14 protein-coding genes and 1 pseudogene are annotated in these 15401 nt (G+C 60.2%); 8 read left to right on the top strand and 7 right to left on the bottom strand.

Annotated features, from left to right (window positions below; translation table 11 throughout):
- Positions 1-3 precede the first annotated feature (3 nt).
- The gene (locus ACIQ1A_RS04350) at positions 4-1494 is read right to left on the bottom strand and encodes a sensor histidine kinase (RefSeq protein WP_395769848.1); all 1491 of its coding nucleotides are present in this window, start codon (positions 1492-1494) and stop codon (positions 4-6) included.
- Positions 1495-1730: 236 nt separating this feature from the next.
- Between ACIQ1A_RS04350 and sucC the strand changes: the two genes are divergently transcribed.
- The 3 genes from sucC (at position 1731) to ACIQ1A_RS04335 (ending at position 5549) form a co-directional block, all read left to right on the top strand.
- The gene (gene sucC, locus ACIQ1A_RS04345; protein ID WP_395769847.1) at positions 1731-2894 is read left to right on the top strand and encodes an ADP-forming succinate--CoA ligase subunit beta; all 1164 of its coding nucleotides are present in this window, start codon (positions 1731-1733) and stop codon (positions 2892-2894) included.
- A 50-nt stretch (positions 2895-2944) separates the two neighbouring features.
- The gene (gene sucD / locus ACIQ1A_RS04340) at positions 2945-3823 is read left to right on the top strand and encodes a succinate--CoA ligase subunit alpha (RefSeq protein ID WP_395769846.1); all 879 of its coding nucleotides are present in this window, start codon (positions 2945-2947) and stop codon (positions 3821-3823) included.
- 76 nt (positions 3824-3899) lie between these two features.
- Positions 3900-5549 carry an NAD+ synthase gene (locus tag ACIQ1A_RS04335; protein WP_395769845.1) on the top strand — a complete coding sequence of 550 codons (1650 nt, stop codon included), beginning with the start codon at positions 3900-3902 and terminating at the stop codon, positions 5547-5549.
- On the opposite strand, the gene ACIQ1A_RS04330 is transcribed toward ACIQ1A_RS04335, so the two are convergent.
- On the bottom strand, positions 5550-6404 hold the full coding sequence (locus tag ACIQ1A_RS04330; RefSeq protein ID WP_395769844.1) for an outer membrane protein assembly factor BamD: 855 nt from the start codon (positions 6402-6404) through the stop codon (positions 5550-5552).
- Positions 6405-6508: 104 nt separating this feature from the next.
- On the opposite strand from ACIQ1A_RS04330, the gene rluD reads away from it, so the two are divergent.
- From rluD to ACIQ1A_RS04305, 5 genes are all read left to right on the top strand, one after another.
- Positions 6509-7510 carry a 23S rRNA pseudouridine(1911/1915/1917) synthase RluD gene (gene rluD, locus ACIQ1A_RS04325; RefSeq protein ID WP_395769843.1) on the top strand — a complete coding sequence of 334 codons (1002 nt, stop codon included), beginning with the start codon at positions 6509-6511 and terminating at the stop codon, positions 7508-7510.
- A complete protein-coding gene (pgeF, locus tag ACIQ1A_RS04320; protein ID WP_395769842.1) occupies positions 7507-8241 on the top strand; it encodes a peptidoglycan editing factor PgeF in 735 nt (244 codons plus the stop codon). Before rluD ends, pgeF begins: the two co-directional genes overlap by 4 nt.
- A gap of 67 nt (positions 8242-8308) precedes the next feature.
- Positions 8309-9259: a tetratricopeptide repeat protein gene (locus tag ACIQ1A_RS04315; RefSeq protein ID WP_395769841.1), complete on the top strand. Its 951-nt coding sequence runs from the start codon at positions 8309-8311 to the stop codon at positions 9257-9259.
- 99 nt (positions 9260-9358) lie between these two features.
- A complete protein-coding gene (gene clpB / locus ACIQ1A_RS04310; protein WP_395769840.1) occupies positions 9359-11947 on the top strand; it encodes an ATP-dependent chaperone ClpB in 2589 nt (862 codons plus the stop codon).
- 134 nt (positions 11948-12081) lie between these two features.
- On the top strand, positions 12082-13398 hold the full coding sequence (locus tag ACIQ1A_RS04305; RefSeq protein WP_395769839.1) for a dicarboxylate/amino acid:cation symporter: 1317 nt from the start codon (positions 12082-12084) through the stop codon (positions 13396-13398).
- 52 nt (positions 13399-13450) lie between these two features.
- On the opposite strand, the gene hemE is transcribed toward ACIQ1A_RS04305, so the two are convergent.
- The 5 genes and pseudogenes from hemE to ACIQ1A_RS04280 form a co-directional block, all read right to left on the bottom strand.
- Entirely contained in the window at positions 13451-14503 is a 1053-nt protein-coding gene (gene hemE, locus ACIQ1A_RS04300) for a uroporphyrinogen decarboxylase (protein ID WP_395769838.1), read from the bottom strand.
- Positions 14500-14757, bottom strand: coding sequence for a WGR domain-containing protein (locus ACIQ1A_RS04295; protein WP_395769837.1), 258 nt, complete (start codon positions 14755-14757; stop codon positions 14500-14502). The genes hemE and ACIQ1A_RS04295 overlap by 4 nt, the downstream gene beginning before the upstream one ends.
- 39 nt (positions 14758-14796) lie before the next feature.
- A complete protein-coding gene (locus tag ACIQ1A_RS04290; RefSeq protein ID WP_395769836.1) occupies positions 14797-14955 on the bottom strand; it encodes a hypothetical protein in 159 nt (52 codons plus the stop codon).
- On the bottom strand, positions 14952-15137 hold the full coding sequence (locus ACIQ1A_RS04285) for a DUF2892 domain-containing protein (RefSeq protein ID WP_395769835.1): 186 nt from the start codon (positions 15135-15137) through the stop codon (positions 14952-14954). The genes ACIQ1A_RS04290 and ACIQ1A_RS04285 overlap by 4 nt, the downstream gene beginning before the upstream one ends.
- Positions 15138-15204: 67 nt before the next feature.
- Positions 15205-15401: pseudogene (locus ACIQ1A_RS04280) on the bottom strand (3-dehydroquinate synthase); the annotation flags it as partial.

Genomic DNA, 15401 nt, shown 5'->3' with positions numbered 1-15401 from the left:
TACTCATCGGTGATCGTCCAGCAGTGTTTGACCATCGCAAAGATGCAGACTGAAACGGCTTCCTCCGCCAGGAATCGTTTCATAGCATAACTGTGCTTGATTAGCATCTGCGAGCTGCTTGGCGATATACAGACCCAGGCCGGCGCCATGGTGACTGGTGGTGTAAAACGGCATAAATAATTGCCCGCGCTCTTTTAGCGCAATGCCCGGACCCCGGTCACTGATATCGATGACCGGGGTCCGGCCATCCATGCGCACACCGATGCGGATCTCGGCCGGAACATGCGGAGCATGCCCGTACACCAGGGCGTTGGTCAGCAATACCGTAACGATTTGATGCAAGTGCGAACGATCGAACAGGGCGTGTACCGGTGCCGGTATCGACTGCAGATGGATCAATGCGCGGTCATCTGGATGCGTGCTCAGGTGTTCGGCCACCAGATTGGCCAGGAAGCCATTGATTTCGAGAATCTGCGGATTGGCGGTCTGGCGCCGGGCCAGTCCAAGAATATTTTCGATGATGCCGTTCAGGCGTTTACTCTGGTTGCCGATGATCTCCAGCATCCGGCGGTCACTTTCGTTGGTCGTTTCCGATTCTGCCAACAATTGCTGGGCATAGCTGATAGCGGTCAGAGGGTTACGGATTTCGTGTGCGATACTGGCCGAGAGCCGACCGAGATTGGCGAGCTGAAGTTCATCGGCACGTCCGGAAAAGATTCGGCTATCCTCGAGAAACACCAGATAGTTCAGCTCATTGAGTGCGATGGAGACGAAACGCGGGATGACCGTCGGTCCACCTTCGTAAAGACTGAGTGCTTCAGGTCGCTGTTCCGGGTGTTTGCGCCAAAGCTCAAGCCGATTGTCGAGCTCCTCGGAAAACTCCCAGAGCCTCTGGCCGTGCTGCACAGATTGTCGGCTCAATTGTCCGGCCGCTTCATTACTGAGTAGAACCCGGTGGTGGCGATCGAGCAGAATGACGCCGGAGCGCATGCATTTGATGATCTGTTCGTTCATCTGCGCCATTTCCGCCAGCTGCAGGCCGCGCGTATCGGCCAACGTTTGGCTCTGTTGGGCTTGATTGGCCAGCATCTGACAGAACAGCACGGTGGCGGCATAACTGGCGGCGAGCATCAACATCTGCACCACATCGGCATCGGCTTCATCACGCAGACGTGCCATCAGGTAGTGCGCGAACAGAAGGCCGATCGCCATCAGGGTCAGTACACTGCTCCGGCGTTGGCTCAGCAGCAAGCCGGCGGCGGCCATATTGACCAGCATCATCAGTGCCGCGCTCTGGAATCCGGATTGCAGCAGCCAGGCCAGAGCCGCGAAAACCGCCATGTCCACGCCCAAGCCCGCAATCAGCTGCCCTGGGTGTGGATTCAGCCGGTCCCAGACCAACAACAGGGCGGCACTGAACAGATAGGCGCCGCTCAGAACCTGCAGGGTTTCCAAATTGACCGGATTCGGCGTCGGGATAAACGGGCTGAACACCCAAAGTGCAAGGAGGGCGGCCTCCAAGCAGCGGAACAGCGCAAAGTAGTACGACTCACGCCTGCGGAGCGGTCCATTGGTTCCCAAGGCAAAGGCTGGAGCCATTGATTTCACTTGCTTTCACGGATTGGCTGAACTCCAGTATAAGCATGATGCCCGCCGTTTTTGCCATTGGCGCCGGAAAAAGCGACAATAGTGCCCCATTCCGGGACTTTCCCGTTCAACCCAGGTGTCGAATGAACTTTCACGAATATCAAGCGAAACAATTGTTTGCCGATTACGGCATCGCCGTGCCCAAGGGCATCGTGGCCCGTACGCCGGATGAAGCCGTCGCCGCCGCCAAGTTGATTCCCGGCGACATGTGGGTGGTCAAGGCCCAGATCCATGCCGGTGGCCGCGGCAAGGCCGGCGGCGTCAAGCTGGCGCGCTCCTTCGATGAAGTCAAACACTATGCCAAAGCCATGCTCGGCACCAAAATGGCGACCTACCAGACCGCCGGTGTGGAACTGCCGATTGATTCCGTGCTGATCTGCGAGGGCACCGACATCGCCAATGAAATGTACCTGTCAGTCCTGGTCGACCGCGCCAGCAAGAGCGTGACCTTCATCGCCTGCGCCGAAGGCGGCATGGACATCGAGCAAGTCGCCAAAACCAATCCGGATGCCATCAAGGCTGTGCATGTCGATTTCGTGCAGGGCCTGCAAGCCTATCAATGCCGCAAGCTCGGTTTCGATCTGGGCCTGAACGCCAAGCAGGTCGGCCAGCTCAGCAAAATCATGCTTGGCCTGTACAAGCTGTTCAATGAAAAAGATCTGGCTCTGGTCGAACTCAACCCGTTGGCCATCCTGAGCTCGGGCGATCTGGCCGTGCTCGACGGCAAGATCAATTCCGATGACAACGCCACTTTCCGTCACCCGGAACTGGCCGCCATGCGCGACATCCGCCAGGAAGACAGCACCGAAGTGCTGGCCAGCCAGCATGACCTGAACTACGTGACCATGGATGGCGACATCGGCTGCATGGTCAACGGCGCCGGCCTTGCCATGGCGACCATGGACGTGATTTCGCTCAGCGGCGGTTCGCCGGCCAACTTCCTGGACGTCGGCGGCGGTGCCACCAAAGAGCGCGTCACCGAAGCCTTCAAGCTCATCCTGAGCTCGGACAAGGTCAAGGCCATCTTCGTCAACATCTTCGGCGGCATCGTCCGTTGCGACATGATCGCTGAAGGCATCATCGCCGCGGTCAAGGAAGTCGATGTGAAAGTGCCGGTGGTGGTGCGCCTTGAAGGCACCAACGTCGAAAAAGGCAAGGAACTGCTGAAAAACAGCGGTCTGGCCATCACCGCTGCCGACGATATCAACGACGGCGCCCAGAAAGTCGTGGCCGCCGCGCGCGCCTGACCCTCACCCCGACCCTCTCCCGAAAGGAGAGGGTGAAAAGGAAAAATGAAATGAGCGTTCTCGTCAATAAAACCACCAAAGTCATCGTGCAGGGTTTCACCGGCACGCAAGGCACCTTCCACGCCCAACAGATGTTGGATTACGGCACCCAGATCGTCGGCGGCGTCACGCCCGGCAAGGGCGGCAGCCAGCACATCGGTCTGCCCGTGTTCAATACCGTCAGCGAAGCGGTCAAAGCCACCGGCGCCAATGCCTCGGTCATTTATGTGCCATCACCGTTCGCGGCCGATGCCATTCTGGAAGCGGCCGATGCCGGCATCCAGGTCATCGTCTGCATCACCGAAGGCATCCCGGTGCTCGATATGCTGCGTGTCAAGAACAGCCTGAAAGCCTATCCGGATACCGTGCTGATCGGGCCGAACTGCCCCGGCATCATCACCCCCGGCGAATGCAAAATCGGCATCATGCCGGGACACATCCATCTGCCGGGCAAAATCGGCATCGTCTCGCGCTCCGGCACGCTTACCTATGAAGCGGTCAAGCAGACCACCGACGCCGGCCTCGGCCAGTCGACCTGTATCGGCATCGGCGGCGACCCGATGCAGGGCATGAACTTCATTGATTGCCTGAAGCTGTTCCAGGCCGATCCGCAGACCCTGGGCATCATCATGGTCGGCGAAATCGGCGGCAGCGCCGAGGAAGAAGCGGCCGAGTTCATCGCCAAGCACGTGACCAAACCGGTGGTCGGCTTCATCGCCGGCGCCAGCGCTCCGGAAGGCAAGCGCATGGGCCATGCCGGCGCCATCGCTTCGGGCGGCCAAGGCACCGCCGCCGGTAAATTCGCCGCCTTGGAAAAAGCCGGTGTGACCACGGTGAAATCACCGGGCGATCTGGGCAAGGCCATTGCCGCGCGGATGGCGGCACTGTAAGCCGTCACTTCCATGCTGTTGAAAAGGGCGAACCGTGTGTTCGCCCTTTTTTTCGCCCCTCCATTACAATACCCGCATGAATGACACCCTCCGTCTCGCGTTGGCGCAACACGATTTTCCGGTCGGTGCGCTCGCGCGCAATGCCGATAAGATTCTAAACTTGGTCGAACAGGCCAAAGCCGCCGGCGCCGAAGTGCTGTTGTTTCCGGAGCTGGCTTTGAGCGGTTACCCGCCGGAAGATCTGTTGTTGCGACCGGGCTTCCTCGCCGACTGCGAGCGTACCCTTGCCGAAATCGCCGCCAAGGTGGAAGGCATCACCGTGGTGTTGCCGTCGCCGCGTGCGGTCGGTGCGGTGGTGTTCAATGCCGCCAATATCATTCAGGACGGCACCGTCACCGCCGTCTACCACAAGCAGGAACTGCCGAACTATGCGGTGTTCGACGAGCGCCGCTATTTCGCCGCCGATGCCGACCCCTGCACATTCACGGTCAAGGGCATCACCTTGGGCGTGATCATCTGTGAAGATGTCTGGTTCGCCGAACCGATCGCCCAGTGCGTGGCCGCCGGCGCGCAGCTGGTGCTGGTGCCGAATGCTTCGCCCTTCGAGCATGGCAAGACCGCGCAGCGCGACCGCCTGCTGAGCGAACGCGTGCGCGAAACCGGAACCGCCATCGCCTATCTCAATACCGTCGGCGGCCAGGATGAAGTGGTGTTCGACGGGTCCAGTGTGCTGGCCGATGCCGATGGCGGTATCCATGCCAATGCCGAATGTTTTGCCGAACACCTGCTGCTGGCCGATTTCGAACCGGCATCCGGGACGTTCCGGAAAGTCGAATGGCCAGACGAGCGCGACGAGAGTTTCGAGTCGCTGGCTTACCGCGCCATGGTGCGGGGCATCCGTGATTACTGTGGCAAGAACGGGTTTAAAAAGACGTTGCTCGGACTGTCCGGCGGCGTTGATTCGTCGCTGGTGCTGGCCTTGGCGGTCGACGCCCTTGGTGCCGATAACGTCACTGCCGTACGCTTGCCCTCACGCTATACCGCCGATCTCAGCAACGATTTGGCCGAAGACCAGGCCGGCAAGCTCGGCGTTGCGCTGGAAACCATCGCCATCGAGGCGCCGTTCAAGGGCTTTCTCGAAGCCCTGGCACCGTCCTTCGCGGGCCTGCCTGCGGATGTGACCGAAGAAAATCTGCAGTCGCGCTGCCGTGGCACCTTGATGATGGCGCTGGCCAACAAAAAAGGCGGCTTGCTGCTGACCACCGGCAACAAGAGCGAATATGCGGTCGGCTACGCCACCATCTACGGCGACATGTGCGGCGGTTATGCACCGATCAAGGATCTTTACAAAACCGAGGTCTATGCCGTGTGTGCCTGGCGTAACCGGCAGGGCGACGGCGAGGTGATTCCGCAGGCGGTCATCGACCGCGCGCCCTCGGCGGAATTGCGCGAAAACCAGACCGATCAGGATTCCCTGCCGCCGTATGCGTTGCTGGATGCCATTCTGAAAGCCAGCATCGATCACGAACGCACGCCGCAGGAAATCATCGCCGATCTGACGCCGCAATGGCCGGACCACGATGTCGCGCACGAAACCGCACGCATGTTGCGCTTGGTGCGGATTTCGGAGTGGAAACGTCGGCAGGCGGCGCCTGGACCGAAACTGTCGCGGCGGGCTTTCGGCCGCGAACGCCGTTACCCGATCAGCTCGGGTTACGGCGCCTGATCAGTTTTCGATTTCGCCCGCGAACGGGTTGAGGTGGTTCCAGCGCGAACGGCGCTTCGGCCAGTTGTCGGTCAGATACGGATGTTCCGGATAGTTGCTCTCCAGCACGCGACGGGCATCCTGGGACAGTCCTTCCTGGCCGAGCTTTTTGTACGAAGCAGCCAGCAGGGCGACCGCGTCATCATCGAATTCCGACTGCGGATAGGTTTCCAATACGTATTTGGCACGGCCGACCGCCGACACATAGGCGTCGCGCTCGAAGTAGTACATGCCAACGCTCAGATCATGCTGCGCCAGACGGTTACGCAGGTAAATCATACGCTGACGTGATTCCTCGGCGTACTTGCTGGTCGGGAAGCGACGCACCACATCGTTGAAATCGTTGAAGCTCTGCTGGGCTGCACCCAGATCGCGCGCGGAAGTATCGAGTCGGGCGATTTTGGCCAGCCAGCGGTTTTCACGATCGAAGTTGATCAGCGCCTTGAGGTAATAGGCGTAGTCGATGTCCGGATTGGTCGGGTAGGTCTTGATGAAGCGACTGATGCTGGAAGTCGCTTCCTCCGGCTTGGACAGCTTGTATTGGGTATAGGCCAGATTGATCTGCGCTTTTTCCGACAGCTGACCGTAAGGGAAGCGCGCCACCAGACGGATGAAGGTGCGCTCGGCCGTGTCGTAATTCTGGTCTTCAAGTTCCTTGACGCCGAGCGCGTACAGTGGCTCGAGCTCCAGCGTTTCGGTTTCCGGTTGCTTCTTGGTACCGTCCATGCCGAAAAATTCCTTCGTCGTCTGGCAGGCGCTCAGCGAGGCCAACAAAAACAGGATGGCAAGCAGACGGGAAGGGCGGGAAAGCGTCATAAATTTCATAGTTAAGCGCCAAGTCGGCAATTAGTGGATAATACCCTAAGCTCGCATCGAGCTCCACGATTATTTCCCGCGCGAAGCGCTAAGCCATTGATTCCATGAACCAGACCGCGCCAGACGCCATCGAAGAAAACGAACCCGAATGCATTGAAGCCACGGTGCCTGAGCATGTGGCGGGCAAACGTTTCGACCAAGCCCTGGCCGAAATGTTCCCCGAGTTCTCGCGTTCGCGTCTGACCGAATGGATCAAGTCGGGCGATGCCCTGCTCGATGGCGAAATGGTCAAGCCGAAAGCGGCGGTCAACGGCGGCGAAACCGTCACGCTGGCCGCCCGTCAGCAGGTGGAAACCGATGCCGTCGCCGAGGACATTCCGCTCGAAGTGCTTTACGCCGATGCCGATGTGCTGGTGGTCAACAAGCCGGCCGGCCTGGTGGTGCATCCGGGGGCCGGTAACCCGCGCGGCACCATGGTCAATGCCCTGCTGCATTACGACCCCGAACTGGCACAGCTGCCGCGTGCCGGGATTGTGCACCGCCTGGATAAAGACACCTCCGGCCTGATGGTGGTGGCGCGTTCGTTGCGCGCCCATGCCGGCCTGATCGAACAATTGTCATCGCGCGCCGTGCACCGCCAGTATGTTGCGGTGGTGCAGGGACCGATGGTTGCCGGCAATACCGTGGATGCGCCGATTGACCGCCATCCGCATGACCGCATCCGCATGGCGGTGGTCAAGGAAGGTGGCGGCCGTGAAGCCATCACCCATTACCGTGTCCGTGAAAAATTCCGCAGCCACACCGTGGTCGAGTGCCGCCTTGAAACCGGCCGCACGCATCAGATCCGCGTGCACATGGCCTATGTCAAACATCCGCTGATCGGTGATCCGCTCTACGGCGGCTCGTTCAAACTGCCCAAGGCCGCCACAGAGGCTTTGGTCGAGGCGCTGCGCGGTTTCCGCCGGCAGGCCCTGCATGCCGAGAAACTGTCCTTTACCCATCCGGTCAGCGGCGACATCCTGAGTTTTGAATCGCCCTTGCCGGCCGATATGGTCGCCCTGATTGACACCTTGCGCGACGACACCCGCCAGTTCAACGCGGCATGAGTGACATCCTCCGGCCCGACTGGCCGGCGCCGGCCAACATCCACGCCTTCACGACCACGCGTCTGGGGCCGGGCGTTTCGGAACTGCCGTTTAACCGCTTCAATCTGGGTGCCCGCTGCGGTGATGCACCGGCGGACGTGAATGCCAACCGCGAGGCGCTGCGTCGGGAGTACCGGTTGCCGGGCGAGCCCCTATGGTTGCATCAGGTGCATGGCATCGAGGTGGTCAGTGATGATGGCACGCGCGGCAGCGACCCGCTGGCCGATGCCGCAGTCACCGAAATTCCCGGAAGCGTTCTGGCGGTGCTGACTGCCGACTGCCTGCCGGTGTTGTTCTGCAATACGGCCGGCACGGAAGTTGCCGCTGCCCATGCCGGTTGGCGCGGGTTGGCGTCCGGCATGCTGGAGGCGACGGTCGCCGCCATGCAATCCCCGCCTGAAACCCTGTTGGCGTGGTTGGGCCCAGCCGCCGGTGCGGCGCGCTATGAGGTCGGCGAAGAGGTCCGGCAGGCATTTGTCTCGGTCGACGCCGATGCCGCATCGGCATTCACGCCGACCCGCCCGGGGCATTACCGGATTGATATGCCCGCCATCGCGCGGCAACGTCTGACTGCCTGCGGCGTGACTCAGGTGTTCGGCGGTGAACATTGCACGCTTGCCGATATCCGTTTTTATTCCCACCGGCGCGAGCAGCGCACCGGTCGCATGGCCAGCCTGATCTGGATGGCATGACTTCCGGCAGTGACGGAGGCTCATTGACGCCGATACACTGCCTGCAACTCCATTCGGAATCCGCACCATGAACCTGCGCTTGCTGTTTCTTGCCCTGCTTTTCAGTGCCACGCTGCAGGCCGCTAGCCCGCAGGAAATCACCGCACAATTACAGGCTGGCGACAAACGCGCCTTGGCCAATGCCGAAGCCTATGCCAAGGCCAATCCCAAGAACGCCGAAGCCTGGACCTTGCTGACCCGGGCCCGTGTGATACAGGGAAAATCCGAGGCGGCGGTGACTGCCGGCGAGAAAGCGGTGACGCTGGCGCCAAATAGCGCGCAAGCCCAGTTCTGGCTCGGCAATGCCTACGGCAATCGCATCGGCGAAGTCGGTATGATGTCAAAGATGGGCATGGCACCGAAATTGCGCGATGCTTTCGAGAAAACCGTGGCCTTGGATCCGAATAATCTGGATGCCCGCAGTGCCCTGCTGCAGTTCTATCTGCAGGCACCCTCGGCGATTGGCGGCGGCAAGGACAAAGCGCTGGTGCAGGCCCGTGAAATCGGTAAGCGTGATGCCGCGCGCGGTCACATGGCCCGGGCACAGATCCAGCTGACGGAAAAAGACAATGCCGGTGCGCTCAAATCCTATGAAGCGGCTTATGCGGCCAAGCCGTCCGATGCCGGCATACGACTGGCCTTGGGAATCGGCTACCAGCAAGCCAACCGCTTCAATGATGCCTTCCGTCATTTCCGGGCATGGATCACGCAGGATGCCGCCGCTGGCGCCGCCTGGTATCAGATCGGGCGTACCAGCGTGTTGAGCGGGCAGAATCTGGAGGAGGGCATGACCGCCTTGCAGAAATACCTCAAGCTGCCGCGCATGGCCAATGAGCCGGCCAACCAGCACGCCTATTATCGGCTTGGCCAGCTGTATGCCAAGGCCGGAAAGAAAACCGAAGCCCGTGCGGCGTTTCAAAGCGCGCTGAAGCTCGACCCGGCATTCAAGGAGCCCAAAGCCGAGCTGGCGAAGTTGTGAGCCCAATCCAAGCTGAACGGCGGCCTTGAAGAGCGCCGCCGGCACCCCAATTTCATAGCTTAGGCGCCTTGGGGCGCAATCCTTGATAAGGGGTAGCACATGCGTATCGATAAATTCACCAGTAAATTCCAGCAGGCCTTGAGCGATGCCCAGAGTTTGGCCGTCGGCCGCGACCACAGCCTGATTGAACCGGCCCACTTGCTGCTGGCCTTGATCGACCAGCAAGGCGGCAACAGCCTGCCGGTGCTGCGCCAGGCCGGCGTCAATCTGCCGGTGCTGAAACAGAAGCTCAGCGAAGCGCTCGAGCAATTGCCGAAGGTGTCCGGTCAGGACGGCCAGGTCTCGGTCGGCAATGAATTGTCGCGTCTGCTCAACCAGACCGACAAATTGGCGCAACAGCATCAGGATCAATTCATCGCCAGCGAATGGTTTCTGCTGGCCGTTGCCGGCGACAGCGGCCCGGCCGGGCGCGCCCTGAAAGCCGCCGGCACCGATAAAGCCAAGCTCGAGCAGGCCATTCTGGCTCTGCGCGGCGGTGAGACGGTGACCGATGCCAATGCCGAGGAAAATCGGCAGGCTTTGGAGAAGTACTGCATCGACCTGACCGAGCGTGCCGAAAGCGGCAAACTCGATCCGGTCATCGGCCGCGATGAAGAAATCCGCCGCACCATCCAGGTGCTGCAACGCCGCACCAAGAACAACCCGGTGCTGATCGGCGAGCCCGGCGTCGGCAAGACCGCCATCGTCGAGGGTCTGGCCCAGCGCATCATCAACAATGAAGTGCCCGAAGGCCTGCGTGGCCGGCGGGTGCTCGCGCTCGACATGGGCGCGCTGATTGCCGGCGCCAAATACCGCGGTGAATTCGAAGAGCGACTGAAGGCGGTGCTGAGCGATCTGTCGAAACAGGAAGGCAATGTCATCCTGTTCATCGACGAGCTGCACACCATGGTCGGCGCCGGCAAAGGTGAAGGTGCCATGGATGCCGGCAATATGCTGAAACCGGCGCTGGCCCGCGGTGAGCTGCATTGCATCGGCGCGACCACGCTCGATGAATACCGCCAATATGTCGAGAAAGATGCCGCGCTCGAACGCCGCTTCCAGAAAGTGTTCGTCGGCGAGCCGTCAGTTGAGGACACCATCGCCATCCTGCGCGGTCTTAAAGAACGCTACGCCGTACATCACGGGGTGGAGATTACCGATCCGGCCATCGTCGCCGCGGCAACGCTGTCGCACCGCTACATTGCCGATCGTCAGTTGCCGGATAAAGCCATCGACCTGATGGACGAGGCGGCATCGCGCATCCGCATGGAAATCGACTCCAAGCCCGAAGAGATGGATCGCATGGAGCGCCGTCTGATTCAACTCAAGATGCAGCGGGAAGCCCTGAAGAAAGAAAAGGACCGCGAATCCAAGCAGCGTCTGGACGATCTCGAGCAGGAGATCGACAAGCTCGAGCGCGAGTTCAGCGATCTGGAGGAAATCTGGAAAGCCGAGAAAGCCACGCTGACCGGCACCACCCGCATCAAGGAGCAACTGGAGCAATCGCGCCTTGAATTGGATGCCGCGCAGCGCAAGCAGGACATCGCCCTGATGAGCGAGATCCAGTACGGGCGCATCCCGGATCTGGAAAAGCAGCTGGGTGCGGCCATGGCGGTCGAAACCCAGGGCTTCAAACTGTTGCAGGACAAAGTGACGGCCGATGAAATCGCGGAAGTGGTGTCGCGCTGGACCGGCATCCCGGTCAACAAGATGCTGGAAGGCGAGCGCGAGAAACTGCTGCGCATGGAAGGCGAGCTGCACCGCAAGGTCATCGGTCAGGACGAAGCGGTGACTTCGGTGTCCGCCGCCATCCGGCGTTCGCGTGCCGGCCTGTCCGATCCGAACCGGCCGAACGGTTCCTTCCTGTTCCTGGGCCCGACCGGCGTCGGCAAGACCGAACTGTGCAAGGCCTTGGCCGAGTTCCTGTTCGACAGTCCCGATGCCATGGTCCGCATCGACATGAGCGAGTTCATGGAAAAGCATTCGGTGTCGCGCCTGATCGGTGCGCCTCCGGGCTACGTCGGTTATGAAGAAGGCGGTTACCTCACGGAAGCCGTGCGCCGGCGTCCGTACTCGGTCATCCTGCTCGACGAAGTCGAGAAAGCGCATCCGGATGTATTCAACATCCTGTTGCAGGTGCTCGATGACGGCCGTCTGACCGATGGCCAGGGCCGCACCGTGGATTTCCGCAATGCGGTGATCGTGATGACCTCCAACCTCGGCTCGCAGCATATCCAGGAAATCGCCGAGCGCCAGGGACTGAGTCCGGAAGCCTACACGCAGATGAAGGCGGCAGTGATGGCTTCGGTGCAGTCGCATTTCCGGCCGGAATTCATCAATCGCCTCGATGATATCGTGGTATTTCACCCGCTGGCCGCCGAACACATCCGGGCCATTGCCGAAATCCAGACACGTTCTTTGGCCAAACGTCTGGCCGAGCGTGGTATTACCCTCCAGTTGAGCACGGCGGCACTGGATCTGCTCGGCTCGCAGGGCTTCGATCCGGTCTACGGTGCCCGTCCGCTCAAGCGCGCCATCCAGCAGCTGCTGGAGAATACGCTGGCCAACAAGATCCTCGGTGGCGAGTTCGTGTCCGGCGATACCGTCAGTGTGGATGCCGAAGGCGCCGGTCTGACCTTCCGCAAGTAAGCGGCGTCTGGAGGGCCGACCGCCGGGCCGGCCCTCTCCAATGGCTTGACCGACACCGGCGCTAACGCCACAATGCAGACTGTTTGTTTGCAGGCGCCATGGTGCGCGGGAGTAAGGCAGTGGGCGCAGTGGACATGACCAGTAAGAGCAGCGCCGGTAAATTGGCGATTTGGATTGTCGTGGCAATGGTGATCGGAATCCTGTTCGGCTGGCTGGTGCACGCCAAAGTGATTGCCGTGGACATGTCCTACATCACCCTGCTGACGACGCTGTTTTTGCGCGCCATCAAAATGATCATCGCGCCCTTGGTATTCTCAACCCTGGTCATCGGCATCGCGCATATGGGCAATAGCGGCGGTGTTGGCCGGGTTGGCATGAAGGCCTTGGGTTGGTTTGTGATTGCATCGATCATTTCACTGGCGCTGGGCCTGATATTCGCCAATGTATTGGAGCCCGGTGCCGGTGCCGGCTTGATGCCGCCGACCGCCGAGCAGATTGCCGCAAGCCAGGAAAAATTGGCGAATTATCAAATTGGCGTACAGGATTCAGGTTTTGTCGCCTTTGTCACCAACCAGCTGGTGCCCACCTCGATCATCAACGCCGCCGGCGGCAACGCCCTTGGTGAGAACAAATTGCTGCAGATCGTGGTGTTCTCGCTGTTCTTCGGCGTGGCATTGGGCTCCCTTGGAAAAGCCGGACAAACCCTGCAAGACATGATTGAACAGCTCTCGCATGTGATGATCAAGATCACCGGCTACGTGATGATGTTCGCGCCGTTTGCGGTATTCGCGGCCATGGCCGGTGCAGTTGCCAAGGATGGTCTCGGCATTCTGGCCACCTACTTGAAGTTCATTCTCTGCTTTTATTTGGCCTTGGTGGTGCTCTGGCTGATCTTGGTGGCGGTGGGACATTTCTTCCTCGGCCGCCGGGTGTATTCGCTGCTGCGCGAAATCAAGGAAGCCTTCTTCCTGTCGTTTGCGACCGCCTCCTCGGAAGCGGCCTACCCGAAAATCCTGGATGCGCTCGACCGCTTCGGCGTCAGCCGCAAGATTTCCAGCTTCGTGATGCCACTGGGTTATTCCTTCAACCTCGATGGTTCAATGATGTATTGTGCGTTCGCTTCCATCTTCATCGCCCAGGTCTACGGGATCGACATGCCGCTCGGCACGCAGATTGCCATGCTGCTGACCTTGATGGTGACCTCCAAGGGCATGGCCGGCATTCCGGCGGCCTCGCTGGTGGTCATCGCCGGCACCTTGGCGCAATTCGGTTTGCCGGTGGAAGGCATGGTGCTGATTCTGGGCATCGACCGGTTTCTGGATATGGGCCGCTCGGCCACCAACGCCGTCGGCAATTCCATTGCCTCGGCGGTCATCGGCAAGTGGGAGGGTGAGCTACTCAGCGAAGAAGACGCCGCCAAACGGAAATTGGCGATTGGGCCCGATGCCTGAATGCAAAAAAGCCGGATTGAATCCGGCTTTTTTGTGCGTGCGTCATGTCCAGTCAGGTGTGATACGGCCTGCTCAGTTCATGCACGGCATCCACCAGCACTTTGACATGTTCCGGATTCATGTCGGGTGACATGCCGTGACCGAGGTTGAACACATGGCCGCTGCCCTGCCCATAACTGGCCAGGGTGCGTGCCACTTCGGCGCGGATGGTGTCGGGCTCGGCATACAGGGTGACTGGATCAAGATTGCCCTGCAGCGCGACCTTGCCGCCGGTGCGGCGACGCGCTTCCTCCAGTGACACCAGCCAATCCACGCCGACGCCTTCGGCGCCGCTGGCGGCCAGCTCTTCCAGATAGGCGGCGTTGCCTTTGCCGAATAAAATCAGCGGGCATCTTTCCGCACCTTCACCGCGCGGCAGGGCTTGTGCAATGCGGGTTAAATAACGCAGCGAGAATTCGCGATACACATGTGGTGGCAACACGCCGCCCCAGGTATCGAACACCATCAGCGCCTGTGCGCCGGCCTGGTACTGGGCGTGCAGATAGGCGATGACCGAATCGGTGACCACTTCCAGCAGCTGATGCATCAATTTGGGTTCGTTCAATGCCAGCGATTTGATACGGGCGAAGTTGTCGGAGCCGCCGCCTTCAACCATATAGCAGGCCAGCGTCCAAGGGCTTCCGGAAAATCCGATCAGCGGGACACGGCCGTTCAATTCGCGGCGGATCAGGCTGACCGCATCGGTGACATAACGCAGCTCGGTGCCGATATCCGGAACCGCCAGCTTGGCGATATCGGCGGCCGTTCGCACCGGGCGCGCAAAGCGCGGACCTTCGCCTTCGGCGAAGCTCAGCCCCAGACCCATGGCATCGGGTACGGTCAGGATGTCGGAAAACAGGATAGCGGCATCCAGATCGTAGCGTTCCAGCGGTTGCAGGGTGACTTCGCAGGCCAGCTCCGGGTTGGTGGCCAAACCCATGAAGCTGCCAGCTTTGGCGCGGGTGGCGCGGTATTCCGGCAGATAACGGCCGGCCTGGCGCATGAGCCAGACCGGAGTGGCGTCAACCGGCTTGCCGGCGATGGTGTCGAGAAAACGGGTATTCATGATTTCGGTTCCGCCACGCCTTGGATGAACATGACCTGATAGCCTTTTTTCGAGTGGGCGGCGCGGGCTTTCTCGAATGCTTCGATGGCGGGCTCGGTGTCGAGGAATTGTTCGCGCTTGAGCTGGCTTTTGCCGCCGATCAGTCCCGATTCGCGGACCAGCAGCCAGCCACCCAGCAGATCCTGCTGCAGGCTGATGCTGACATAGCGGGGCGATTCAAGGCCTTGCGGCGGCTGTTGCATGAGAACGCGCATGGCCGCTATTGTATCGCGGTTTCCGGCCTTACGAGCCGATCAGGCCTTGAACAGCGCGTAGTAAATGACGTAAATCCAAGACAGAAAGCCATGCACGATGGCCCACAGGATGGATTTATTCACGCTCCAGGAAATGGTAATCGCCAGCGCGGTACCGAATCCGATACCGGCTTTGATGGTGGTGATGGCGCCATTCATTCCGTTTTGCAGGTGGAAATGCCGAACGGCAGATAGGCCGGACACCAACGCATGAATGCGGTGGCCAAGGGAATCAGACCGATGGCGCCAAGCCAGTTGGCGTTCATCGCACCCCAGCCGATGATGACGAGACCCAGAACGATGCGGATGATGCGATCAGTGCTTCCGACATTAGCTTTCATGGCGCGACTCCGAGAGTGGTTAGTAAGGACAGCATAGTCCAAAAAAAGGACATCGGCTTGATTCAGGTCAATCCGGGCCGGTCGGATGGTCCAGAAAGTTTCGAAGCGATACAGCGTCGACATCATTGGCTATGAAAGCTTTCCCGATACCGTGCCACAGAATCAGGCGTAGATTGCCGCTGACGGCTTTCTTGTCCAGACGCATTTTGGCCAGCATCGCTTCGCTGTCTACGCCCGAAGGCATGGCGGTAGTCAATCCGAAGC

It is taken from the genome of Arenimonas sp. (assembly GCF_044353605.1).
Lineage (GTDB): Bacteria > Pseudomonadota > Gammaproteobacteria > Xanthomonadales > Xanthomonadaceae > Arenimonas.
Note: the sequence above shows the minus strand (reverse complement) of the source record. Positions and strands in the feature narration are given on the sequence as shown.

Bases quoted from the DNA above. Each gene is read 5' to 3' on its own strand.
- sucC (WP_395769847.1), top strand. From the start codon at position 1,731: ATGAACTTTCACGAATATCAAGCGAAACAATTGTTTGCCGATTACGGC.
- sucD (WP_395769846.1), top strand. From the start codon at position 2,945: ATGAGCGTTCTCGTCAATAAAACCACCAAAGTCATCGTGCAGGGTTTC.
- ACIQ1A_RS04335 (WP_395769845.1), top strand. From the start codon at position 3,900: ATGAATGACACCCTCCGTCTCGCGTTGGCGCAACACGATTTTCCGGTC.
- ACIQ1A_RS04330 (WP_395769844.1), bottom strand. From the start codon at position 6,404: ATGACGCTTTCCCGCCCTTCCCGTCTGCTTGCCATCCTGTTTTTGTTG.
- rluD (WP_395769843.1), top strand. From the start codon at position 6,509: ATGAACCAGACCGCGCCAGACGCCATCGAAGAAAACGAACCCGAATGC.
- pgeF (WP_395769842.1), top strand. From the start codon at position 7,507: ATGAGTGACATCCTCCGGCCCGACTGGCCGGCGCCGGCCAACATCCAC.
- ACIQ1A_RS04315 (WP_395769841.1), top strand. From the start codon at position 8,309: ATGAACCTGCGCTTGCTGTTTCTTGCCCTGCTTTTCAGTGCCACGCTG.
- clpB (WP_395769840.1), top strand. From the start codon at position 9,359: ATGCGTATCGATAAATTCACCAGTAAATTCCAGCAGGCCTTGAGCGAT.
- ACIQ1A_RS04305 (WP_395769839.1), top strand. From the start codon at position 12,082: ATGACCAGTAAGAGCAGCGCCGGTAAATTGGCGATTTGGATTGTCGTG.
- hemE (WP_395769838.1), bottom strand. From the start codon at position 14,503: ATGAATACCCGTTTTCTCGACACCATCGCCGGCAAGCCGGTTGACGCC.
- ACIQ1A_RS04295 (WP_395769837.1), bottom strand. From the start codon at position 14,757: ATGCGCGTTCTCATGCAACAGCCGCCGCAAGGCCTTGAATCGCCCCGC.
- ACIQ1A_RS04290 (WP_395769836.1), bottom strand. From the start codon at position 14,955: ATGAATGGCGCCATCACCACCATCAAAGCCGGTATCGGATTCGGTACC.
- ACIQ1A_RS04285 (WP_395769835.1), bottom strand. From the start codon at position 15,137: ATGAAAGCTAATGTCGGAAGCACTGATCGCATCATCCGCATCGTTCTG.